At 44.1% G+C, this 25,422-nt stretch carries 17 protein-coding genes and 1 other RNA gene; 8 read left to right on the top strand and 10 right to left on the bottom strand.

What is annotated here, in order from left to right:
- The 3 genes from paoC (at position 1) to LZG71_RS08485 (ending at position 4,437) form a co-directional block, all read left to right on the top strand.
- Entirely contained in the window at positions 1-2,202 is a 2,202-nt protein-coding gene (gene paoC, locus LZG71_RS08475; RefSeq protein ID WP_233819002.1) for an aldehyde oxidoreductase molybdenum-binding subunit PaoC, read from the top strand.
- Positions 2,203-2,234: 32 nt separating this feature from the next.
- Positions 2,235-4,202 (top strand): pyrroloquinoline quinone-dependent dehydrogenase, encoded by a 1,968-nt coding sequence (locus LZG71_RS08480; RefSeq protein WP_233819004.1) that lies wholly within the window; start codon positions 2,235-2,237, stop codon positions 4,200-4,202.
- Between the two features lie 79 nt (positions 4,203-4,281).
- Complete coding sequence (locus LZG71_RS08485; RefSeq protein WP_233819006.1) at positions 4,282-4,437, top strand: hypothetical protein; 156 nt, start codon at positions 4,282-4,284, stop codon at positions 4,435-4,437.
- 150 nt (positions 4,438-4,587) lie between these two features.
- Here the strand turns inward: LZG71_RS08485 and LZG71_RS08490 are convergent, their stop codons facing one another.
- Both LZG71_RS08490 and LZG71_RS08495 read right to left on the bottom strand, forming a co-directional pair.
- Complete coding sequence (locus LZG71_RS08490; protein WP_233819008.1) at positions 4,588-5,484, bottom strand: AraC family transcriptional regulator; 897 nt, start codon at positions 5,482-5,484, stop codon at positions 4,588-4,590.
- A gap of 171 nt (positions 5,485-5,655) precedes the next feature.
- Positions 5,656-6,036 carry a nuclear transport factor 2 family protein gene (locus tag LZG71_RS08495; protein ID WP_233819009.1) on the bottom strand — a complete coding sequence of 127 codons (381 nt, stop codon included), beginning with the start codon at positions 6,034-6,036 and terminating at the stop codon, positions 5,656-5,658.
- A gap of 1,149 nt (positions 6,037-7,185) precedes the next feature.
- Between LZG71_RS08495 and LZG71_RS08500 the strand changes: the two genes are divergently transcribed.
- The 3 genes from LZG71_RS08500 to LZG71_RS08510 all read left to right on the top strand — a co-directional run bounded on the left by LZG71_RS08500 (position 7,186) and on the right by LZG71_RS08510 (position 13,577).
- Positions 7,186-10,911 carry a DUF4347 domain-containing protein gene (locus LZG71_RS08500; RefSeq protein ID WP_233819012.1) on the top strand — a complete coding sequence of 1,242 codons (3,726 nt, stop codon included), beginning with the start codon at positions 7,186-7,188 and terminating at the stop codon, positions 10,909-10,911.
- 263 nt (positions 10,912-11,174) lie between these two features.
- Entirely contained in the window at positions 11,175-12,071 is an 897-nt protein-coding gene (locus tag LZG71_RS08505) for an alpha/beta fold hydrolase (RefSeq protein WP_233819014.1), read from the top strand.
- A 456-nt stretch (positions 12,072-12,527) separates the two neighbouring features.
- Entirely contained in the window at positions 12,528-13,577 is a 1,050-nt protein-coding gene (locus LZG71_RS08510) for a hypothetical protein (RefSeq protein ID WP_233819016.1), read from the top strand.
- Between the two features lie 458 nt (positions 13,578-14,035).
- Here LZG71_RS08510 and ssrA read toward each other — a convergent pair.
- Positions 14,036-14,407, bottom strand: a transfer-messenger RNA (tmRNA) gene (gene ssrA, locus LZG71_RS08515).
- Between the two features lie 277 nt (positions 14,408-14,684).
- Here ssrA and LZG71_RS08520 point away from each other — a divergent pair.
- The gene (locus LZG71_RS08520) at positions 14,685-15,140 is read left to right on the top strand and encodes a PA2169 family four-helix-bundle protein (protein ID WP_233819019.1); all 456 of its coding nucleotides are present in this window, start codon (positions 14,685-14,687) and stop codon (positions 15,138-15,140) included.
- 101 nt (positions 15,141-15,241) lie between these two features.
- Here LZG71_RS08520 and LZG71_RS08525 read toward each other — a convergent pair whose 3' ends face one another.
- The 6 genes from LZG71_RS08525 to LZG71_RS08550 form a co-directional block, all read right to left on the bottom strand.
- Positions 15,242-15,937, bottom strand: a complete 696-nt coding sequence (locus LZG71_RS08525; protein WP_233819021.1) for a hypothetical protein — start codon at positions 15,935-15,937, stop codon at positions 15,242-15,244.
- 26 nt (positions 15,938-15,963) lie between these two features.
- The gene (locus LZG71_RS08530; RefSeq protein ID WP_233819023.1) at positions 15,964-16,746 is read right to left on the bottom strand and encodes a DUF4097 family beta strand repeat-containing protein; all 783 of its coding nucleotides are present in this window, start codon (positions 16,744-16,746) and stop codon (positions 15,964-15,966) included.
- 104 nt (positions 16,747-16,850) lie between these two features.
- A complete protein-coding gene (locus LZG71_RS08535; RefSeq protein WP_233819025.1) occupies positions 16,851-17,633 on the bottom strand; it encodes a HEAT repeat domain-containing protein in 783 nt (260 codons plus the stop codon).
- Entirely contained in the window at positions 17,617-18,159 is a 543-nt protein-coding gene (locus LZG71_RS08540; protein WP_310587748.1) for a sigma-70 family RNA polymerase sigma factor, read from the bottom strand. The genes LZG71_RS08535 and LZG71_RS08540 overlap by 17 nt, the downstream gene beginning before the upstream one ends.
- A 148-nt stretch (positions 18,160-18,307) precedes the next feature.
- Complete coding sequence (locus tag LZG71_RS08545) at positions 18,308-21,589, bottom strand: PAS domain-containing protein (protein ID WP_233819027.1); 3,282 nt, start codon at positions 21,587-21,589, stop codon at positions 18,308-18,310.
- Positions 21,590-21,787: 198 nt separating this feature from the next.
- Entirely contained in the window at positions 21,788-23,602 is a 1,815-nt protein-coding gene (locus LZG71_RS08550) for a serine hydrolase (RefSeq protein ID WP_233819029.1), read from the bottom strand.
- A gap of 138 nt (positions 23,603-23,740) precedes the next feature.
- Here LZG71_RS08550 and LZG71_RS08555 point away from each other — a divergent pair, with 138 nt between their 5' ends.
- Positions 23,741-24,082, top strand: coding sequence for a hypothetical protein (locus LZG71_RS08555; RefSeq protein ID WP_233819032.1), 342 nt, complete (start codon positions 23,741-23,743; stop codon positions 24,080-24,082).
- 78 nt (positions 24,083-24,160) lie between these two features.
- On the opposite strand, the gene LZG71_RS08560 is transcribed toward LZG71_RS08555, so the two are convergent.
- Positions 24,161-25,036 (bottom strand): DUF808 domain-containing protein, encoded by an 876-nt coding sequence (locus tag LZG71_RS08560; RefSeq protein ID WP_233819034.1) that lies wholly within the window; start codon positions 25,034-25,036, stop codon positions 24,161-24,163.
- Positions 25,037-25,422 lie beyond the last annotated feature (386 nt).

The following is a 25,422-nucleotide window of genomic DNA, read 5'->3' on the forward strand; positions in this document are numbered from 1 at the left end:
ATGAAATTTGAAACACCTGCGGGTATCAACCCGATTGACCAGCTTAAAGTCGTAGGCAAACCTGCTGACCGTATTGAGGGACCCTTGAAAACAACAGGCAGCGCAAGATATGCTTACGAATATCATGGAGAGGTAACCAATGCCGCCTACGGGTACATACTTGGTTCGGCGATCTCCAAAGGTAGCATCACACGGATTGACCAGTCGGTGGCGAAGGCAGCACCCGGCGTACTGGCTATTGTCACGGCCGAAAACGCAGGACCATTGCAAACAGGTAAATTTTATGTCAGCCGTTTTTTGGCAGGCCCACAGATTGATCACTACCATCAGGCTGTCGCCGTTGTTGTGGCAGAAACTTTTGAGCAGGCTCGCTACGCAGCTTCCCTTTTGAAAGTAGGTTATAAAAAATCAAAAGGTTCTTTCGATCTCGAAGCGCTCAAAGACTCCGCCCAACAGCCCGCGCCATCCCAGTTCGGGCCACCACCACAGACGCTTACGGGTGATTTCGAAGGTGCATTCAAAACCGCCCAGGTGACACTGGATGAAATTTATACCACACCGGATCAGGCACACGCCATGATGGAGCCTCATGCGACCATTGCCAAATGGGAGGGAGACAAGCTTACCTGCTGGTGTTCCATTCAGCAGATGAACTGGGGCGTACGTGACCTGGCCAATATTCTTGGAATACCAAAGGAGAACGTGCGGTTGATCGCATCTTACATTGGCGGAGGGTTTGGCGGGAAAGGTACAGTACTGGCTGATCTTGTAGCAGCCAGCCTTGCTGCGCGGGCGGTAGGCCGTCCGGTTAAACTGGCATTGCAGCGCCCATTGATGTTTAATAATACGATTCACCGTCCCAAAACCATTCAGCGTATCCGCATCGGGGCTGATCGTGATGGCAGGATAACAGCCATTGGTCACGAAAGCTGGTCGGGCAACCTGCCGGGAGGAAGAACCGAGCCGGCTACGGCATCAACCCGGCTTTTATATGCTGGTGCAAACCGGCTGACCCGTTTGAAACTAGCCGTTTTGGACCTTGCGGAAGGAAACGCGATGCGGTCTCCGGGCGAGGCACCAGGCATGATGGCGTTGGAAATCGCCATGGACGAAATGGCAGAAAAGCTTAACATAGATCCAGTTGCATTCAGGATTAAGAACGATACACAGGAAGATCCTGAAAAACCAGGACGGAAATTTTCGACCCGCAAGCTTATAGAGTGTTTACAAACAGGCGCTGAAAAGTTTGGTTGGGAGAAGCGTCAGACTAAACCAGGCAGCATACAGGAAGGGCAATGGCTTATTGGAATGGGCGTTGCCTCTGCAATTCGCGGTGCACCTATTGCCAAATCAGCTGCTCGAGTCCGACTTGACAAAAGTGGCAGTATCACTGTGGAAACAGATATGACAGATATTGGTACAGGAAGCTACACCATTATCGGGCAAACCGCTGCCGAAATGATGGGAGTTGGACTGGATCAAGTGACCGTCAGAATTGGGGATTCATCATTTCCGGAATCTCCCGGCTCGGGTGGGCAATGGGGTGCTGCTTCATCCACTTCGGGCGTCTATGCGGCATGTGTGAAACTCAGAGAGGCAGTCGCAAATCAGCTCGGACTTGACGTGGAAAAGGCGCAGTTTTCCGATGGAAAGGTAAGTGCAGATGATCGCAGCTTTGCGCTGGGTGATGCTGCTAAAAGTGGCGACCTGATAGCTCAGGATGAGATCACTTACGGAGAGCTTTCAAAAGAATTTGCTCAGACGACTTTCGGCGCACACTTTGTAGAAGTTGCAGTCCATGCCTATACGTTCGAAATCAGGGTCCGGCGGATGGTTGCTGTTTGCCACGCCGGCAGAATACTCAACCCCAAAACAGCTCGAAGCCAGGTGATTGGCGCAATGACCATGGGTGTTGGGGCAGCATTGATGGAAGAAATGGTCGTTGATAAAAACGTAGGTTTTTTTGTGAACCATGATCTGGCTGGCTACGAAGTCCCTGTTCACGCAGATATTCCTTATCAGGAAGTTGTTCTTCTGGAAGATATCGACCCGACCATGTCGCCAATGAAAGCCCAAGGAATAGGGGAGCTCGGCCTTTGCGGCGTGGCAGCCGCAATCGCTAATGCGGTTTACAATGCTACGGGTGTAAGGGTACGTGATTATCCTGTTACGCTGGATAAGATATTAAAGAACAAGGTTTAAGGTTAAACGAGAATTTGTCAATCTATCTTAAAATGAATTTATTACAAACCAATGAATTGAAGTTGAGCAAGTGGACTTTTCAAGCCCTCTTGCTGATAGGCTATATTTTTTATGCACCAAGCGCGCATGGACAGAATGAGAAAGACAGAACCTGGTCGGTCTATAAAGCAGATGCGGCCAGCTCCAACTACTCTCCTTTGGATCAGATCAATGTTTCGAATGTAAGTCAGTTAAAACCTGCCTGGACGTTGGCTATTAAAGACAATGCGGCAGGAACGCGGCCCAGTCAGTGTAACCCCATAATCGTCGATGGTATTATGTATGCTACTTCTGCCAGTCAGCATGCTTATGCTGTTGATGCTGCAACGGGAAAACAGTTGTGGTCATTTGATCCTTTTAACGGAAAAGAGAGTGGCGGCGAAGTAAATCGCGGACTCACTTACTGGGAAAAGGGAGCTCGGACCGGCGCACCGGATAAGCGTATCCTGTTTACAGCCAACAACCAGCTTTTTGCATTGAATGCAGCTACCGGAAAACCGGTCACTTCCTTTGGCAAAGCAGGAAAAGTGGATATGAGGATTGGACTTAGGGATAGCGCAAAAGACATCTACGTCTCTTCTACTTCCCCGGGGATTATTTACAAGGATCTGATCATCATGGGCTGCCGTGTGCCGGATGTGTACGGTGCGCAGCCCGGTTATATCAGGGCATACAGTTGCTTGACAGGAAAGCTTGTGTGGACGTTTCATACTGTGCCACTTCCGGGTGAACCCGGTTATGAAACCTGGTCAAAGGACGCATACAAAGTAGTGGGTGGTGTCAATAACTGGGCAGGTATGAGTCTGGATCAGAAAAGAGGAATGGTTTTTCTTGCACTGGGTTCACCTTCCTATGATTTTTACGGAACCGACCGGAAAGGGGAAAACCTGTATGGCAATTGTGTGCTGGCACTTGATGCAGCCAGCGGAAAACATGTATGGCATTTTCAAACGGTGCATCATGACCTGTGGGACTACGATCTGCCTGCACCACCAAACCTTGTTACGATTAAACAGGACGGACCCGACGGTCGGCCCCGAAACATCGACGCAGTCGCACAGATTACCAAACAGGGATTTGTCTTCGTATTCGACAGAGAAACCGGAAAACCTTTGTATGATATTGAGGAAAGAAAAGTGCCTGCATCCAACCTTCCCGGGGAAAGTGCATCGCCCACACAGCCCTTCCCGGTCAAGCCAAAACCTTTTGCACGCCAGTGGATCACCGAAGCAGACCTTACCAGTTACTCACCGGCGGATCATGATTCGCTCGTCGTTAAATTCAGGTCTATGCGCTACGAAGGGCTTTATACTCCACCTGACCTGAAAGGCACGCTGCAACTACCCGGCACACGTGGTGGTGGAGAATGGGGCGGTGCTGCGTTTGATCCGGCAACGAATTTTTTATACATCAAATCTAATGATGCTCCCGACATCATTACGATCATCAAGGGAGATCAAACGAAAGCAAGCAGCGAGTCGGCAGTGAAATCGAGTGTTTCAAGCCAGCTGGGAACAATCGACCGCAACGCACATGCCGATCAGTATCTGAATTCAACGGGTTATAAAACCTGGAAAGATCCGAGCGGCAATCCGGCCATCACCCCGCCGTGGGGAACATTGCATGCGCTGAACCTTTCCACAGGTGAATATGAATGGCAGATACCGCTGGGTAATGATGAAGCACTCCAGGCAAAAGGTGCACCTGAAACCGGTCAGGAAGGTAAAGCCGGGCCCATTGTAACAGCTGGTGGTTTGATATTCATCAGTGGGACGGACGATAAAAAGCTGCGCGCCTTAGACAAATCAACCGGTAAACTACTTTGGCAGACGACACTTCCTGCACTAGCCAACGCTACTGCTTGCACTTATGAGGTTAACGGAAAACAATTTGTCGCACTTTCCGTTGGCGGGACTACTGAAAATCCGTCTGGATATTTGATGGCATTTGCATTGCCTTGATGAATTGCGGAGTAGAATAGTTGGTTTTTTGATACTAAGGAGAAGAGAAGTCTGGTCAAGATGATCAGGCTTTTTTTGCATGAATACAGATGTAATCAATCAGGCATCCGTTGCCAATAATTCGGTGGTTAAAAGTAATTTGTGGGATATTGGTATTGCAGCCTTCGTCGCCCACTGGATCGCAAATCCAGGGACTCATGTGAATGCAAATATTGGTATTAGCAAGCCCAATTAAGGCTAACGTCATAGAAATTTATAACGGCGGGCCACTTGAAACAGCCCGGGGTTTATCCCTTCTCAGGCAAACTTTAAATAACTTCTTCTTGAAAATGTATCGCAATTAGTGAGAGGACCGTGAACTTCAAATCAGATTTCGATCTTTCTTTCATTTCAGCACCCGGTACTCATTAGGTGTACAGCCGACGCGCTGCTTAAAAAGCCGTGAGAAATGCTGCGGATACTTAAACCCCAGGTCATAAGCCACTTGGGACACTGATTTTTCCAAATCAAAAATACGTTCCTTAGCAATATCAATTACTTTCTCCTGAATATATTCCTGGGCAGTTTTGCCGGTTTCCTTTTTAATAACATCCCCGAAATAATTGGCCGAAAGATTCAGCTCTGATGCACACCAGGCTACCGACGGCAGACCGTTTTCGAAGGGTTTTTCGGATGAATAATAACCATTTAAAACACCTTCAAAACGCTCGACGATGCTGTTATTCGAATGGTCGCGCGTAATAAACTGACGGTCATAAAAACGGTTGCAGTAATCAAGCAGTAGCTCAATATTGGATGAAATCAGTTTGCGGCTATGCTTGTCGATAGACTGGTCCAGTTCGTGTTGAATAATGGCGAACACGTCCAGAATGATTTGTCTTTCTTTGTCAGAGACGTGTAAGGCTTCATTGACGTCATAGGAAAAAAACGAGTAATCCTGAATGTGCCTTCCTAGCGGTGTTCCCTTAATGAGATCGGGGTGGAAAAGCATTGCCCAGCCTTTTGGCTCAAATGTTTTGACACCCGGCTGCACACCCATTACCTGACCAGGTGCGATAAATACCAGCGTACCTTCCTGATAATCGTAATGGTTACGGCCATATTTCAATTCTCCACAATTAAGCTCTTTCAAATACACTGCGTACAGACCAAAATTAAAGGTCTTGGCAGGCATTGCGGCTGCTTTGGACAAGTCTAGCAGGGTTACCAACGGGTGCAGGGTTTTTACGCCACGCATGTTGTTGTAGGCGGTAACGTTATCAAGCTTAACAATTTCTTCCATAATCCTTTAATGAATGTTAACTCAAAGTTAAACACTACACTTGCTATCGAAAAGTACATTTGAGCAAATCGGTAATATTGGTAACGAAAACTGTAATCTGTATCATACCAGATTGGTCTGGTCTGCTGAAATTTGTATGATCAATTTTTGTGAGTTTGTGTTCGAGGTTTATCAAAATGTGGAAGCGACGGATTGTAGGATGATCCACTTTCCATGACGTTTTTCCAGTTTTAGTTTTTGTTGTAAGTTCCATGTATTCCTGCTGCCCCAAATGCGCGCATCAACCCTGTTTCTTATGATTACATCCGCTTGTTTACCATTCAATTTTACATTGTGATCGACCTCTTGTGCTGAATAATACTTCATGCTTTCCTTGTGCACTTCGAGAAACCATTCTGATTTTGATTGCACATAACCCGTCATGTGAGTAAGCTTGTAATGTTGATCCAAAATAAGGTTCATGGAAATGATATCCCGTGCTATCATGAGCTGCGCTAATTGCCTCACTGTGGCAAGCGCAGCAGCTTCGTCGCCGATTGTATTTATTTCCATTTTAGTTTTTTTGTTTTCAGTTAAACCCTGCTGGCCGCTCAGGCAGAACGTTATTAAAAGAATATATTTCATTCTGCAAAGCTCACCTTCATTGATCTTAATATGGTTATACCAATCACTGTTATTCTTACCAATTTTACGGGTAAACAGCACGCTGATAAGCTGAACTACCCTCGAAATCTTAGCAGGTAAAAATGGTAAGCCTAACCGTAATCTGTAAAATCAATTTATGCAGACGTTGGCCGAATTTTGTGAGGATAAATTCAGAAATGTGAAAGAAAGCTATACAGCATGCAGGTCCGCCACAATAGAGGTTGAGATAACTGCTGTGATGAGTTATTCAATGGGAGTATTGGTTTATTCTAAGTAGCTAGTGAGCAGGATAAAATTCCGCATATCAAAAAACTATTCAGCCGGGCAATCGACCAATTTAGATCAGAGCAAAAAACACTAGTTTTCAATATTACGTACATGCCTCTAAAAGGCGGCAAATGGGTATGCTTCTGTGTCTGGATGGAGCTCACGGCACCCTGTTATTCTCGCATCAGATTGTTAGCTGGAAGTTAGGTGCTAATAGCAGGAAAGTCTTGTCAGGGACGCTTTAGAAAGAGCTCTTTTGAGGGCGGAAGGTAAAGTCAGGCATACGTTAGGGGATGGAGACTATCCAGATTGGAATTCTTCGTTTTTGAGTACAGGCGTGTACAATGGAATACATTCTATGACCAAGATTACCACCTATATGTGAAAATATTGGGAGGTTCCGCATCCGATACCAGGTATAATGAGCTGATGCCTCTTAAATGAATTCAGTTAGTAAATCGGATACGCCAGCCATTCGGAAGACTTCTATTTATTCAAAAAGATAATTGTTCCAAGGGCTTAATTCTTCTATTCGGCCCCGACAAACTTCAAGAGCCCAAATTCAGTATAATACATGCTACCTTCCTGGGTGTGGCACCATTGGTTAAATGAAATGAACGGATAGCACCGCTACCAGAATGCCGGCCCGGTGGAAAATCCAATACTTTGTATATCAATGTGTTTTAAAAAGTTTAAATATAATTTTTTTAATTGTATTAGGTTGTCTGTCAGAGTATATCGGTTGTGCTTGTGGCCTTTATTCATAAGTCTCAACTTTCCCCATTTTATATGAAAAACTGGTTTACCAACATACCTTTATTGGTCGGTATTGTACTAATCAATGTGTTCTTTACTGATAATGTCAGTAAATATTCACCCCAAGAGACAGAAGTGGTAATTGTTGATCAGTCACTTCTGAACTACCAAACGCTACTCAAAGATCTGCCCAAAGACATCACCGTGGTTCTGGCCGGAAATTCTCTAATTGATCTGAAAACGAAACTCACCAAGTACAGTGGTCTTAAACGCATTCATTTGCTTACCCACGGGAGTGATGGCGACTTAATTCTGGCTGGTATTCATCTTCAGCAAAGCAATATTGCTCAGTACCGTGACTTCTGGCAAACGTTAAAAACTTCTACTGCAATTGACGCCGAGCTGCTGATCTACAGTTGTGATCTTGCATCTGGAAAGAAAGGTCAGGCTTTTGTCAGAAGTCTGTCGGAACATCTGTCCATGTCAGTAGCTGCATCAACAGACCCTACCGGTGGAGCTAAGAATGGTGGTAACTGGAGCCTGGAATACGTAGCAGGATCGGTGGACCACCACGGTGTCCTGGCCCCAACTTTTTACGACGGTTTGCTCATACCTAAGTTTTCGGCCCTTCTTGGGAGTAGTAGCCCACTACAAAACTTTATAGCAAGTGGGCAAACAGAATTAATTTACGGGGATTTCGACAACGATGGGGATGTAGATATTCATTCTTACCCGGGGCCCGGCAATAACAATGATTTTTGGCAGAACAATGGGAATGGCACCTTCACGAAGGCTACCAATTTGGCTAGCAACCCTTTCAGAGATCTAACCAACAAAGCCGCCTTTGCTAATAAGCAATTTACTTTCGTGGCTGATTTCGACAATGATGGAGACGTCGATGTACTGGCTACACTCAGGGGTGGTGACAAGAATATATTTTATCAGAATAACAATGGGACGTTCGTAGAAAAGAAAGGAGCGAACAGCCCATTTAATGGAATCACAATAGCTCAAAATACACAGATTATTTTTGGAGATTTTGATAATGACGGTGATATTGACTTGGACACATGGGATGGTGACCTTAATCACGCCAATGACTTTTGGGTGAACAATGGAAGCGGAGGATTCGCAAAGCTGACAGATAATACACAAAATCCTTTCCGGAATCTTGGTTATGTAGGCGGTTTCTACGCTTCCGCGGCATTCGCACATGTGGCTGACTGGGATAACGATGGTGATGACGACATTTATCTTTCAAAGTATGATAACAATGTCCTTAATGTGTTTCTGCGAAATACTAATGGTGTTTTCGCCAAAGAGACCGGAGCAAACAGCCCGTTTAATGCAATTCCGCAAAACATAGCGTTTAACCAGTTTATCTATGGTGACTTTGATGCAGATGGAGACATTGATATCCAGGCCACGGCAAATAATAGTAACTTCTTTTTTTATCGCAACAATGGGTCAGGAACATTCTCCAGCGTCTCCGGCAACGATAATCCATTTGATCTGCTGACATACAAAAGCCCTTTTTACAATACCGCCACCAAGGCATTTGTAGCAGACTGGGATCATGACGGCGATGACGACGTTTTCAATACACAATGGGATAATGCCAATGCCAACGTACTTTTGATTCAAACCGGCGCTGCTGCCAAACTTACATCCACTTCTCCCGTTAAAAATAGTGGCAGTGTATCGGTAAGTGCCAATATCGTGCTCAATTTTGATAAAGCACTTAATGTGGTGGCTGGGAAAAATATCGTGATCAAACGTGCCAATAACACCACTTTCGCAACAATACCTGTAAACAACACTCAGGTGACTGGCGGTAATTCTCCTTCGATTACCATTAACCCAACAGCCGATCTGGACGGGGTCACAACTTTTTATATTTTGATCGATAAAGGAGCGTTCGTCGATGCGGACGGAAGACCTTTCGCAGGACTTTCAGCGGCTACCGATTTTGCTTTTACTACCGCTGCAACTCCCGTAACGCCTACTGTAACAACGGCCTCCGCAGCTACAATCGGTACAACTTCTGCCGCCTTAGGAGGAAATGTAACCAGTGATGGTGGTCTTTCTGTAACAGATCGCGGCATTGTTTGGGGCATTGCCTCGGGCCCGACCATTGCTAATAACAAGGTTCAGAATACCTCAGGAACAGGCGCCTTCAATGCAACAGTGGGCAGTTTGCAGGAAGGGACCAGAATATATGTCCGCGCTTACGCGACAAATGCCGTGGGAACGACTTATGGTAACGAAGTCAATTTCTATACGAAAACGCGAGTCGTGTCTATGGCCCGGGTTGGCACCACGCCAACGAACGCAAATACGATATCATACGACGTGGTTTTTGCGCAGTCCGTTACAGGAGTAAGTACGGATGATTTTAGCGTTACCGTTACAGGAGCTGCAACGGCGACGGTGAGCGCGGTTTCAGGATCCGGAACAACCTACACGGTCGACATTGCTGTTTCCGGTGGAAATGGCACGGTGCGTCTTGATCTTACAAATCCAGCGGGCACAATACCAAATGTGAATCAGAACTATACCTCTGCACCACTGTATACGATTTACCGCACAACAGAAGCATCCAATTATTTCCGCAAATTGACTTTGTCAGGCAATTGGAATGTTGCAGCTACCTGGCAGTCATCGGCCGATCAGTCGTACTGGATTACGGCCACATCCGCACCAACTTCCTCTGCGGGTTCGGTTCAGATCGCAGCAGATGCAACAGTAATTTTACCTTCCGGTGTGAACGCAACTTCCGGAATCCTGACCAATTCTGGGCAGCTTATCATCAATGGCGCACTGAGCGTAACAGGAGCCGTCACCTCAACGGGAACACTGGCGGGATCCGGAACAATTACCAGCAGCACAACCACGAGCAGTGGCATCATCGCTCCGGGAAATTCACCTGGTATTCTATCTGTTAGCGGAGCCGCTGCCTCTAATAATATCGTGAACATCGAGCTGGCTGGCACTACGCCAGGCACCGGTTACGACCAGCTGTTGGTATCGGGTGCTTTAAGCCTGAGCGGAACATTGAATGTAACCCTGGGGGCTGGTTACACACCTGTACTTAATGACGAATTTACTGTCATTGATGCCGGATCGATTTCGGGCTCTTTTACCACTGTCAATCTACCTCCTGTTGCACCCAGAGTCTGGAATACAACCTATAATAATGTAACAGGAACGTTGATTCTTAAAGTAGTGCTGGATCCACTGCCTGTGACGCTGATCCGTTTTGGAGCGGAAAAACATGAAGGGCAGATACTGCTCAGCTGGCAAACGACTTCTGAGACTAACAGCAGTCATTTCAAGATCGAACGCAGCGACAAGAATTTGAAATGGGTTGAAACAGGGGATGTTGCTGCTGTTGGTGAGAGTAGTATGTTACAGAACTATACCTACACAGATACACAACCGCTCAGCGGAGAAAACCTATACCGCTTGAAAATGGTGGATGTCGATGGCTCTTTTGCATATAGTAAAATAGTCTCAGTTCACTTTGAAAGCAAACGCCTGTCGGCATATCCCAACCCGGTATCAGAGAAACTATTTATTAAAGACGGCCCGACTGTCAATTCAGTAAAATTGTACAATGTGAATGGAATACTTGTTTTCAGTGCAGCGTCATTTCCAGAAAAAGGGCTTGACGTAAGGCCACTGGCAAGTGGTATGTATATCGTTAATATTACAGATCAGAGCGGCAAAGTCGAGACCTTAAAATTTGTGAAAGAGTAAATTGTATGGAAGTGATTGCAAACGGGGTGCTGTTCAATTGAATATTTCCCCGTTTGCATATTAGTTAACGCGAACTCTGTTTAATACGGATTGGGTCAACTGTCAGCGAATGAGATTATGAATTCATTTCAGATTGGAAGCTGTAGGCTATTTTACAAAGTCCTCCGTCATGCGGGAGTTGTTATTAAATCAACTAACAAAGGTCGAAAGTCAGAAGCCTTGTACTCCATGATTGTTTGTCAATGTCCAAACTTTCAACGTAAATGAAACCCCTTATTTATCTTTTCTGCATCTGCTTTTCTATAAAAGCCTTTTCCCAGGAAAAGCTGGTTAAAGTGAATGGAATCAATTTCAATGTTTACACAAAGGGATTGGATAGCAGAAAAGTCAATTCTCCTGTGCTGATTTTTGAAAATGGAATGGGTGTTGGGCTTGGCAGCTGGGATACAGTTTTAGATGAATTAGCCAAGACAGCGCCTGTGGTTGCCTATGATAGGGCTAACGTGGAAAAAACAGATGGAGATTTTGAAATGCCCACGATTAAACGGGTAGCAGAAAACCTAAAGGCCATCCTGAATACTTTAAGAATTCCACCTCCGTATGTATTAGTTGGTCATTCCATGGGCGGACTTTATGCAAGAGGATTCGCAGGCTTTTACCCGGCAGACATTGCAGGACTAGTATTTATTGACCCGGCAGATTTTACTGAGACAAAAGAAAACTGGAACCAGATTTTTCGTACAATAGGCGTTCCTGAAAAACGGATTGATGAAATGATATACAACCGTCTTTATGTACCGTCAAAAGTAGATTCACTTCATTATGGTACCTGGAGCGAAAGTCAAGTGCTCGGCCAGCTGAGACGGACTGACTTTGCGGAAGTAAAAAATATGCCATTACCACAGGTTCCAATCTACTTTTTTATGGGCGGAAAGTTCGAAGTTCCCCTCGACAGAAGAAGCAAAGATTATGATCATGAAGCCTTTTTCACTGAAAGGATCCATGTCAATATAGAAAGATGGAGGAAGTTTATCTATTCCTCCAGTAAAGGCGGATCACTTATTTATCTCTCCAACAGCGGACACTTTATACACAGGGATGATGCAAAGGCGGTAACAGGAAATATCAAATTACTATTGGAAAACTTGAGTGATAAATAATTTCATTGAGACAAAACTTCTAAGCAGATAATATTAAAATCTCTTAGCGCTATGCTTTCCGGTTACTAAAAGAGCCCCAACGAGGATAAGAACTCAATCAATTACAACAGCTGCATCAAGATTGAAAATGTTCCGAACAATTGATCGAATTGTATACACTTTCTGGAATACTAACTTGCTATCCTATGGATAAAGAGATATATGATTGGTCTATGGAAAACAAATATTTTGATCAGACAAAGGAAGAACACAACACACCTGTGTTTATCCAACGATTTTCATCAGGCTCCCAAGAGCACTATCATTATCTTAACGGTCAACAAGAATAGTTTTGGGTGCTGTAATTTAGTCTCAAAAAACCAACCGTAATTTGTACAACACTTGACAACCATTGAATTAGAATTTGGTAATTCACATTCAACGAATACCTTAAGCTGTAAACAACCTTCCATAAAAATGAAAAACATCTGCGCTATTCTGATTCTTTGCACGTTTTGTTTGTCATGCAAAAGGAAAACAAAGCAAGATATAGAACCAATTAGGCCCGATATCTACTTGGCTGGTGCTTCCCGATCGGCAAATGGAATCTACACCGCGCAATATTGGAAAAATGATAAAGCCGTAGAGCTGGTTACATCGCCATACTTTCCGAGCGCCGAATCTATTGCTGTATTAGGCTCAGATATACATGTGTTAGGCCAGGCTCACAGAGATAATACTGGTGCGTTCGGGCAATATTGGAAAAATGGAATTTTAACCCCTCTAACGAAAAATATGACGCCGGCATGGGTAGGGGAAATAAAGATCTTTGGTCAAGATGTGTACATAACTGGTGCGGGTCAAATGGACAATAGACCTTACTCTAGTCCTAACTATGCAACCTATTGGAAAAACGGGGAAGCTGTGGTCTTAGCTGATGCTGTTAACGGTGGTGCAGCAGGAATTTTCCTTTCTGGAAATGACGTATATCTTGCTGGCATGGCCTCTAATGACAAGAGTGGAGTGGCTAGATACTGGAAAAATGGAAGTCGGGTAACGCTTGGAAAAGATACAGATATATCGGCTGCATTGGCAATTTCGGTAATAGGCAACGATGTACATGTGGTGGGTTGGGGGGGTAGTTACCCTAATGGACATTTGTACGCTAAATACTGGAAGAATGGAGTCGAAGTTTCTCTAACCGATCATTCCGAGAATCTTTCTATGGCGGAAGATATAGCAATCGTTGGCAGTGACGTTTTCATTGTAGGGTATGTAGAAAGGTATCTAGAAAAGGGAGGAGTAGCAAGTGAAGCCAAAATCTGGAAAAACGGAGTTCCAAACACCTTGCCTTCCGGCACTAGGGCTTCGGATATTTTCGTATTTAATAATGACATTTACGTGGCTGGAATCGGCAATGGCTCTCCATTTGAAAGGGCCACTTATTGGAAAAATGGCGAACCCACCTTCATTTCAGACGGGACAAAAAATGCTTGGGCTACTTCTATATTTGTAAAAAATCCATAGCTCATTTTTACACTTGCGTCAGCTCTCAGTATTACAGAGTTTTGAACGACCGATATGACTTGTGATTCCGAAACAAGCTTCATTTTTCTTAAGTTTATTGCCCAAGGCTGAACTTCCCCAATACAATAAGAAGTGAAGTCGTATGGGCAAAAGTAAATGCAGTTGGAGAAAGGAGAGAAGATTTTTACCGTAAACACTCATTTTTGCTTTCCTAATAGATTTTTTAGATTAAACATAGATTGTTTTAAATGTGCATGTCAAGATGTTAATTAAGTTTACATCTTACTGAATTACAATTTGTTACATGTCAATTCGGTGCACCGAAAATTTCAATAACTTGGTGCACCGAATTGGCCCCTTGAAACTTGGTAAATAATGAATATTTTGGGTGTTTGGGAAAAAGAAAAATCCCGTAAATCAACGATTTACGGGATTTTAAGTAATTTTGATCTTTCAATCAGTGGAGATGCAGGGATTCGAACCCTGGTCCAGAACAGGGAAACCCTGCGCCTTCTACATGCTTATCCGTGATTAGGTTTTCGAGCCAGACAAGGTGCACGGCGGACCCGCGTCATGGCCTTAGATACTAGTGTCTCGTTGAATTTCCGTACCGCTATTTCAACCAGCGCTGATTTGCGACACCCCGGAGCCCAACCATCAGCACGTAGGTTGGAGGGATGATGGCATTTGGTTAATCCTCCGGATTAAGCAGCCATGGCGTAAGTAGATTCGCCAGATATTGTTTGAGAATATTATTTACGGGAGGTACTCTCAACTCCCGACATGCTTACACACAGAACCTCAGCCCGCTGTCAATACCAGTCACCCCCATTTTTGTTGGCACAGGTACTTTACTTTATGGCAAAGTATTGTTGCTATCAAAAGACAAACGTCGGTTTACAAAAGTTCAAAGTTTTTAGAAAAAAGTTACATTGGCTTGAAAGGCAGTTGTTTAAAATTTACAGATCAGACATGGTGCTCGTATGGCTTAATGCATATTGGTATTTCAATCTCACATGGATGAGTCTGGAAAACTTGTAAGAATGGCATTTTCAACTGGCACGATATTGGTTAGATCACAATTCATAACAAAAAATAAAAACCGATATGGCAACTTCAGAAAGTGGAATAAGTGTGATTAACGAACTTATCGAAATTAATAATGACCGTGTGGCTGGTTTTGAAAAAGCGATCGCGGATATCGACGATCAAAACATCGACCTGAAAGAGCTTTTTCAAGGTTACGCAAGTCAAAGTCGTAAATATGGTCAGGAACTGGCGGCGATTGTTGGCGCCCCTGATGAGGTAGAAACTGGAAACAGTGTTAGCGGAACCCTGCATCGTGCCTGGATCGACGTTAAATCGTTATTCGGCGGTAGCGACCGTGCCAGCATTCTATCAGAAGCCGAACGTGGTGAAGATGCCATCAAGAAAGCTTACAAGGATGCATTGGCAGACAGTGATATACCCTTTAATGCTGTTGAAGTAGTACGAAGCCAGGCGCAGGGAATTAACTCTGCACACGATCAGATCAAAGCGTTACGCGACGCTGCGAAGGCTTAATTCCAAGATAACATTGAAACGACAAAAGCTGCTCCAAAAGGGCAGCTTTTGTCGTTTTGGACAATGCATATACCGGCGCTTTTATTCAAAAACTGCTGGTATTATCTGTTTCGTAGATATACATTATTACTAACCGATTCTAAATTTAACTCTGGTCCGCCTCCATTCACTTCACCTTTGAGCATATATCCAACAATTGGATTTTTCTGTTTTTTATCTTTGAAATCAATGGTGAGATCTGAATAGACTTCGCCAGTAACTGTTTGCATGGCAAGATTTGCCCCTTTGTTTTTTGGCCAGGTCATATCTACCCACCCGCTGATTGTTTTTGCAATAACAGTGGTTTCCGCACCCTGAATGTCAATATTTCCGTTAATGGTTTCCAGTTTCAGTTTTGCGCTGCGCGGCAGAAATACCTCATAATGTAATGTGGCGCAAGTATATACACGATCTCCATCCTGATCATAGGTGTTGGTAGGTTTATCGTTGGGACAATCTTCCTTTTTGCCTGCTTTTAGCATTTTTTTGTCCAGATCTATGTCAAGAAACACTTCATCGGATGTGGATTTGGTATTGACAAGCAGCGCGTCATTTAGTTTGCCGCTATTGATGTCAACAGAAATTTTTACGGAGACTTCATCTTTATCCCAATATCGTACACGAATACTGTCGGCAAATGTCAGATGAAGATTTACCAACTGGTTTTTGGACCAGGGCAATTTTTTGTCAATTATTTTTTGTGCGATTAAAGAACTGGAAATAGCACTGAGAAACAATATTAGGAATATCTTTTTCATGGAAATGGATGCTAAATGTGTAACAGTTATTTTTGCTTGCGAATGTAAATATTGGTATTAATCGTGTTCAGCTGCATCTCCACACCGCCGCCATTGGTACTTCCTGAAATACTATTTCCGATGGCAATCTGATTTAAACCGTCTTTTGATTTTTTTATTCCAAGATCAAAATCTGTATAAATTTCCCCACTTATGGATTGCAATTTCATTGTGGACTTGGTAGCCGCAGGTAGCGAAATGTCCACAACGCCGCTCACTGTCGATATAGCGGTAGGTTTTTGCTGACTTAAACTGGAATAAACGACTTTAATATCTCCGCTCGTACTGTTTGCTACAACGGGCCCGGTTACGTTAAGCAGGTTAATGTCAGCAGTGTTTGTACGTATTTCCAGATCCCCGTCCAGATTGTTGATTGTGATAGTGCTGCCTCCCTGCCAGTTGGCTTCCTGGTATAGAACAGACACCTTTCGAGGAACCTTAATCGTGTATTTCATGGCGTTTCTCGTGGCCTTCTCTATTTTAATTCCACCTGCATCTGGTGTTACAGAAAGCCCGATTCCGGAGTTGTCTACCGAAGAATAATAAAGTGGTTTCAATCCTTTTGCACGTTCCGGAGTTGCTTGGATAGGGGAGTTTGACTGGATAATCAATTCCTCACCATTGTAACCTTCAATCTTAAGTTCGCTGGCAGCCAATTCAATGGTCACCTTGCGGTCCTTGCTGTTTGCAAGTTTGGTCTTGTATTCCTGTGCCTGCACTAATGCAGAGCACCAAAGAAAACCAACACCTAGCATCATTAATTTTTTCATGGATTTGCTGAAAATTAGTAAAAGAGAAATGAGTATTAAATTTATTTGGCGTGAAAAATCTGTCCTCATTTTCAAGAGGAAAATACTTCTGTAAATGCGATATTTTATACTGACGGACTCGTTTCCTGGCTTAGCTTGTGTGCTCCTTCCTGCGCTTTTGTACGGACCGCCTCCAGTATCTGCTGGTCTTTTGCAAGTTGTTGAATTTGGTCAACCGCACGTTTTTCCTTAATAGCAACAAGCGTTTCAATCAGCGTTATTTGCAAAATTGGATCTGTTTGAATACCAAGAGATTGTATTAAAGATTCTGTTACACCCTGCTCGTCCTTGAATCTCAGCAACGCCTGGCAAGACGCTAACCGCACGTTTACATTCGGATCAAAATTTAGCGTGTTAACCAGCAGCTGAGTAATGTCCTGATCTGCTTTTGATAATGTGTAACTTTGGTTCACTGCCTGAATTCGCTCGCTGGCCGATGTACTTTGTGTATGTTCAAAAGCAAGCACAGTTTTTATCTCCTGAATAGGGGCAACATCTATTTCTGCTACATCTGCTACACTATTATTTTGAAGTTTATTGTAGAGCGCTCCGCCTCCAAATCCAACGAGAACCAAGGCTAACCCTGCTGCTATACGCATGAACCAGCTCGTCAGCTTTTTAATCGGCTTTTCCGGTGCAGGATTTAGTATCAGATTCAGGCGTTCATCAAAAGTTATTGTAGGTTGTTCATGGGCAGATTCTACATAGTACCGGAATTGTGCTGCATGGCTTTGCAGATGCGCAGGCACATTTTCGTTTTGGAAAAAGGATTTAAGTACTTTTTCTTCTTCCAGAGTTGTGTCTCCGTCGTAATATTTTTCGAGTAATACCTCAATATCCTGATTCATAGTCGTTTTCTTTAACATAATTGGCACGCAGCTTTTGCCGGGCGCGGGAGAGTATCACTCTGATGTTATTTACACTCATGCCGGTTACCTCTTCAATCTCCTCAAATGTGTATTCTTCAACATCCCGTAGGTGAAGCACCAGTTTTTGCTGATCCGGTAATTCATTGATCAGTCTTTTGATCAGCAAATTGTTGTCACTAATTTCAAGTTCACGGTATGGTGATGCTGCATCAGCCTGAAAAGCAGACAAGTCAACTTCACCAGAGGTTTTCTGTTTTTGATGGGATTTAAGCCGGTCGAGACATATATTCCGGGTCATCTGTACAGCCAGTGCTTCTACGCTTTGGTAGGTTTCCAGCTGATGTCTGTTGCTCCAAAGTCTCAGAAATACATCCTGTATAGCATCTTCGGCTTCTTCACGACTGCGCAGAAAAAGCTGCGCCATCCTGAAAAGACGTCCACGAACCGGAAGTATGCGTTGGTTGAAGGCTTGTAAATCCATATCAATCACAAAGACGATTGACAAGGAAAATCATTACAGTTGCAGTGCATTTATTTTTAAGTTACCTGTATATTTCTTTCAATTTAAAGGTAACTTATTTATTTTCAGCTTGTTGGATTATTTTTTTCGACAAAAATTTCTACCAATTTTTCCGCAGATCATAGAAAACTGATCAATCATTCAACCCGGGTAGCACCGGCAGGAAGACACTAAAAGTTGCCCCATGGCCAGGTTGGCTTGTTGCCGAGATACCGCCGCCATGATTCGTAGCCACCCTTTCGCAAATAGCAAGTCCGATTCCCGTTCCGGAATACTGGCTTTTACCATGCAGTCGCTGAAACAGCTGAAAGATTCTGTTTGCAAACTGCTGGTCGAATCCAATACCATTATCGGTCACATCTATGCGATGATATTCCGCTGCTGTCCTGGTCACGATTACGAGGGGTGGGAGGTCTGTGACACGAATGATCCGGCTACTGATTTTGATCACAGGCATTACATCCGGCTTCCTGAATTTGAGTGCGTTTCCGATAAGATTTAAAAACAGTTGGCTAAACTGCATTTTGTCGCCAAGTACGTCCGGTAGATCGTCCACGGTAATGCTGGCGGACGATTCTGCAATTGTGAGTTCCAGATCGCTCAGTGCATCATTCACGATCCGTCTCAGCGATACTTTTTCAGTAATATCCTTGGGCGAAGTTAACCGCGAGAATTCAAGAAGGTCTTCTATCAGATTGGACATTCTGCTTGCGGCTGCCTGCATCCGGTGTAAATAGTTGACACCATCACCAAGGCTTTCGCCATAACGGGTCATCAGCAAATTAGAGAACGATTGTATTTTTCGCAGCGGTTCCTGTAAATCGTGCGATGCCACATAGGCGAATTGTTGGAGGTTCAGATTCGATTGCTGCAACAAATTATTCAGATCTGAAAGCTCTTCATTGGTAGCAACGTAATTCTTATTAATTGCCGCAAGCTCCTCATTTATCGTTTCCAGCTCAGCGGTTCGTTGATGCACCTCCATTTCCAGCGCGAGTTTGGCTCTGCGTTGAACGGTCACATCCTGGGCAGTGCCAATCATCGTCACTGGTGTTCCATCCTTATCGTACAGGATTTTTCCCTGAACGCTCAAAGTCCTGGCTACACCGGTTTTCTCGACATCTGTTGTAAATTCCATTTGGAATGTACCGTCCGACTTTGCCGTAATCGCCTTATTTATTTCGTCTTCAAGAGCCTGGCTATCTTTGGGACATACAGCTTCGTAAATTTTGGCAAGCGTAATTGTCTTTTCATTTTGCAAACCGAACCAGTTTTTCATCCGGTTTGAGCATGTGTGCGTGTAGGTTCGCAGATCTATTGAGTAAGTTCCCAGCTCAGCAATCTCAATGGCTCCGTGAAGGAATGCCTGAGATTCCTCCATTTGTTTCCGGTTCAGTACAGATTGCGTTAAATCCGTCGCTACAACCAACACACCTATTATGTTCCCCTCCAGGTCGCGCTGGGGCTGATACGCCAGATTGACATAAATGGTTTGCAGAACATTGTCGTAAGCGATTTCAACTTCCTGTTCTTCGGCGTGATATGGTATACCGGTATAAATAACGTTCTGCAAAAGTTGTTCAAATCCTTGTCCGTCAATTTCCGGCAGTGCTTCGGAGAGCGGTTTTCCAACGATTTCGCCGGGCTCTCTCCCCACAAGCTTTCCGTAGAACGGATTAGCCATGGTAAATGTGAGATTGTCCTTACTGATCATTGCGATACCAATAGGAGACTGCTCAAAAAGTGCCAAAAGTTGAAGCTGACTTTCTTCAATTTTTCTTTCGACGGTGACGCGTTCCGTCACATCTATGGCGATATCGAGAATAGCGTATACATTTCCGTTGCTATCGTATACGGGAGAGTAGGTGATGTCGTAGTGATTATAGGTCATCACGCCATTTTGAACAATATTGACCTGAGTTCCGTAGCTCTGGTAGGTCACTCCGGTTGTAAATACATCATCCAGAATTTGCAAAAATGCCTGATTTTCGAGTTCAGGCATCACTTCCCTGAGGGGAATGCCCACTATGTCCGGTCCTTTTCCAACAATATCAATAAACGACTGGTTTGGAAGTTCAACCACCAGATCACGGCCGACAAATAAACCGATGGCGGCAGGTGCAGACGATATGACAGTCCTTAGTTTTGATTCGCTTTCTTCAAGTGCTTTTTGAGCGAGAACCTGTGCCGTTACATCAATCGACATATTGATGATACCGTATATCTTACCGTCCCTGTCGAATATCGGCTTATATGTAAAGTTGAAATAATAGGTACTCATTTTGCCGTCGACAATGATATCGACGGGCGCATTCTTGGAGCTGTAAGCTTCTCCGGTTTTAAGGATCTGATCCAGAATATCCAGAAATGGCTGTCCTACAAGCTCCGGTAGTGCTTCGGCAAGTGGTTTTCCAATAACAGATTCGTCTTTACCCCAGTAGCCTATCATGGGTTTATTTGCAAGTTCAACCACCATTTGCTCGCCTACGAACAGGCATATTGCCATAGGTGCCTGGTCAATAAGTGCCCTGAATTTGGACTCACTTGCTGCCAGATCTTTTACTGAATTGTGCTGAAGTGTTACATCGTGAGCCATCACCAGAACGCCCGTTACGGAACCAGAGTCCGATCGCATAGGCGAATAAACAAAATCGAAGTAGACATCTTCAATGATGCCGTTCCGCTTTAATTTAACAAGAGAACCGTTGCCAAAATAAGGTTCCCCGGTTTGATATACGTTCTGTAAGAGTTCGATGAAACCCTGTCCATCAATTTCAGGTAGTGCTTCGGAGAGTTTTAAGCCGGTTATGGACGCATCTTTTCCCCAGACTTCAAAAATTTTATCATTTCCAAATTCGACGACAAACTCAGGACCGCTCAGCAGGCCGATCGCCATGGGGGCCTGTTCAACTACGGTTTGAAAGCTTCTTGCATGAATTTCACGCCTGGTGACAATGTCCCGGCTTTCAATTTCCTTGGTAATGTCCACAAAAGTCCCCAATAACCGCACCGTATTGTGAGCACCGCGATGTGACTGCCATTTACAAAGTACCCATCTCGATGAACCACTTTCGGTGGCCAGGGTTCTGAACTCTGTCGAAAACGCTGCTGGTGGAGCTTGGTGCCGTGATGCGTAGATTTTGTCATCAACAAGCTGCCTGTCGTCAGGATGTATGTGACTTAGAAATAGCTGAAAGTCGATTGTGTCACTTCCTGCAAAATTAAACAGGTTTTGAGCTCTGCTGCACCAGAATATTTCCTCGGTATTTAAGTCAAGTTCCCATGTGCCAATCCCGGCAGATTCCAGAGCCAGTTCCAGGCGTTCAATTTCGAGACTACTATTGGTATCAAAGGGTTTCGGTGAGCCTTCCATGTATAAATTTTTACGATCAATCGACAGGTTTATTGGTGACATAAATCAGTTACAAATAGTATTCCAGCAACTAATCTCACTTTATTTGCAGGAGGAATTGTTGGTATTGGTAAATGTCAGATTGGCCAGTGAAGCGCATAGTCGCCATTTTTTATTATGAATTGAGGACCTGTAGGTGTTAAATGCAAAAAAGCGAGAGCAAATCATTGCCCTCGCTTTTCGTAATGATTTGTACATTAGTTAGTTGCTTACAATATCGCAATCAGTCACCAATCCTTCCGCGGTTAAATGAATGATCACATATCTGATGGTATCATTGTTATCAGAAACGTAAGTTACAATTTCACTTACATCGCTGCCATGCCGTTGAATTTTTCTGCCGGCTACGTTTTCTGAATGCATAAAGCGAAGTGTCTTAATTTTCCCAAGGTCACCGTTGCCATGTACGAAAGCTTCTTTGGTACCGGTCGCGATACCCGGCGCTTCTTTCAAATCGTCACCGCCTTTGGACATTGCTTTTAAGGCAGACTCTATCCGTTTCATACGCTCCGGATCAGGATCGGGTGCCGTGGTTGAGCCAGTAAAAAGTGGTCCTATTCGTGGGATATTTCGTTCTTCGCTTCCCTCTTTCAACGTAAATCCTGTAACCTGTCCCTTCCCGTCAGGGCTAAAAGTTAGAAATAAGTCCCTGTCAACAGAAGCAAACTGCGTCGCTGACAACGGCACAAATTCTTCATCAGGGAATCCGTCTGATAGTGAGAAAAGGCGATTGTTTTTGGCCTGTATGGCAATCATATGATTGTTTTCCAACTCGTATCTTCCTTCAAATGGTGCAAGTTGAGCAGGCTCCTGGTGCTGAGCAATGCGGGCAATAGGCTTGCTTACAGGATACCATGTCCAGCCATATTGAAGCGCAACAGCATTCACGATCTGGTTCACCATCCGTGAGTTATCGTTTGCGTTAATCATGATCACAACACCTTGTCCTTTTTGGACACCAGCTGTAAGCACAGCATCAAAACCTTCGTCACGGCCACCGTGTCCAAAGCGCATGTCAGCGCCTTCTCCTTGCAGGAAAACGCCGAGCCCATCGTTATTTTTTTGGTCAGTAAGCATCTGGCGGGTCATCGATTGTGATAAAACCGAACCCGGTTTACCTGCGAACCCGTGTTGTATACTTATTGCAAATTTGGCAAGATCCGTGGGAGTGGTCCACAACCCGGCTGCTGCCATTTCGGGGTAAATATGCCAGCGGCCATCGACCACGGATCTGTCAGCCGAATGTGCAGTAGCGGTCAGTTTCGCTTTTTCAGCCGGCAGTGGCTGCTCGAATGTACTCTTGTCCATTTTGAGTGGATTTAACACTGTCTCCTGCATGTAATTCGGAAAGGATTTTCCGGTTATATCGAGCATAAGCTGCTGCATAACGGTGTATCCGCCTCCTGAATAACGCCATTGGCTACCCGGAATGTAGTCAACTCTTACGGCCTGTGTGTTGGCAGGAGCCTTCCCGTCAAGAATCTGGATCACCGATGGAACCGCACCTGTTGCCTCATAACCTGGAAATCCGTGCACGGTTAACCCTGCCGTGTGGCTGAGCAGTCCTCGCAAGGTTACTTTTTTGTCTTTGGTAAAATCATTTTCTGGCACTTTCCAGCTACGTAATTTGATGTTAACATCTTCGTCGAGCTGAATTTTATCTTTTTCTACAAGATGCAAAGCACCGACGGCAGCAACAGATTTGCTGATGGAACCAGCCTGAAAAAGTGTTGTTTCGGTAACAGGTGCAGAATTTGTTTTATCAATAAATCCGTAACCCTTCGCTTTCACAATCTTGCCATCCTGAATAACTGCAATCGACAATCCGGGAACCTGCCGTTTTTTCATGATTGACATTATGAAAGTATCGACACTGTCCACCGCAATTTCAGATTTCTGAACGGTCGATGAAGATCGAACAGGCGATTTGGTATTAGGAACAGGAGCAGACTTTTGCTGGGCTAAACCCGGGAGGGCAAGGAATGTCAGCAAGACAAACGTGTATTTCTTTTTCATATCAGGCAATCAGGATTTTCAGTAATTGACAAAGTGAGCGTAATCATTTTGCAAGCTATTTAAGCTCTCATACATGTTAGAAAACAAATATGATGCCATTGCCGGAACGTGCAGGAAAGCGGTATTCGGATCATTATCATGTTCGGTTCTGAACAACGAACGTCCGTTCCCGATCAGAAAAAAGCTGCAAATAGTACTGCGATTTCACAAAGTTCAGGATCAGAAATAGAACTCCCAGTTTATCAGGAAATACCTGAAAGCAGCGCAGAAAAACCACCTCTTCAAATGTCGAATGAATTGACTGCAAAGCAGGTGATTTTGGCTGTGGTAATCGGTATGTGTTTGATTCTTTTCAGCGCAGCCTTCCTTTCGGAGGCAGTCCTCTTTCCGGAAACTTCTTTCGAGCTATTTGCTTTTTGGGGAGGTGTAGCGGGTATTTATCTGATTATACTTCTGTGGTTGTTTAAATCTGAAATTTGAAGATTCAGCTGTGTACCTACACAAACAAGACCTCCCTTTGCGAAGGAGGTCCTGATATAGAAAGCGATAGAAATTGAATTATTTTTTCACCAGAGAATATACTTTTTTGAAACCAGTCATTACCAGTACAGCAGCCAGACCAACAACCAAACCGACACCGAATTCTTTTACTATTGATGGCAGATTGGGGAAAAGGTGATGTATGTATTCAACGTTGTGAACGAAAATTCCACCTGAAACCAGAATAAGAGCAACGCTTCCTACCGCACCCAAAACCTTGATAATAACAGGAAGGCCTTTCACCAGTAATTCACCCAGTACTGCAAAGAAACCTTTGCCATTTGATTTTTTAATCAGTTTGTAACCGGCGTCATCCATTCTTACAATGAGAGCGACGATGCCATAAACGCCCACGGTTGCCAGCAATGCAACAGCCGCAACTGTGATTATCTGTATTGTTAAATTCTGATGTGCTACACTTCCAAGTGCAATAATTACGATTTCCAGTGATAGGATGAAATCGGTTGTTACAGCAGATTTTACCTTCTCTTTTTCATAATCCGCACCGGTAACCTCTTTTTCAGTAATTGCTTCAACTGCTGGTTCTTCTTTGCTTTCATGATGAAAAAGATATTCTACTATTTTTTCAACACCTTCATAAGCCAGGTACAATCCTCCAAGCAAAAGTATGATGGTTATGGCCGACGGTAGAAACGCGTTCAGAAGCAGGGCGAGCGGGACAATGATGAGTTTGTTCACCAGCGAGCCTTTGGTGATAGCCCATAATACTGGTATTTCACGCTCGGACAAAAAACCGGTTGCTTTCTCCGCATTCACCGCCAGGTCGTCTCCGAGTATCCCCGCCGTTTTTCGTGTAGCGACTTTTGTTGCCAATGCAACGTCATCCATTAAGAAGGCAATATCATCTAAAATCGCAAAGAATCCTGAGGCCATTTATGTTTAATATTTGTAATAAATATGTTGTAAAGTTTAGTCGGTTACTGTCAGTAAAAACTGGCCTGGTGCTCGATTCAGATGCGAAGGTAATAAACCGATCGCATTCTGGGATAATGACCAAAAGCCCCACAGCACTTTTTTTGTGGGTCGAACCCTTATGCAGAACCAGGATTGTGTGTTATCTATTAATGGTATTGGATTGATTTTGAGTAATATATGTGTTTTTGCTGATCGTCGTCGCCACTTTGTAGTTTGGTTTGCTAAAACCTCAAAACTGAAATAAATTTTAGGTTTCTTCTTGGATCAGGAACGCTGGTTTTATCCTTGTGTTTCTACCTGGTCATGCTTTGGTTAATATATGACTGGTTATGGTTAAAAAACGG

It is taken from the genome of Dyadobacter sp. CY312 (assembly GCF_021390535.1).
GTDB lineage: Bacteria > Bacteroidota > Bacteroidia > Cytophagales > Spirosomataceae > Dyadobacter.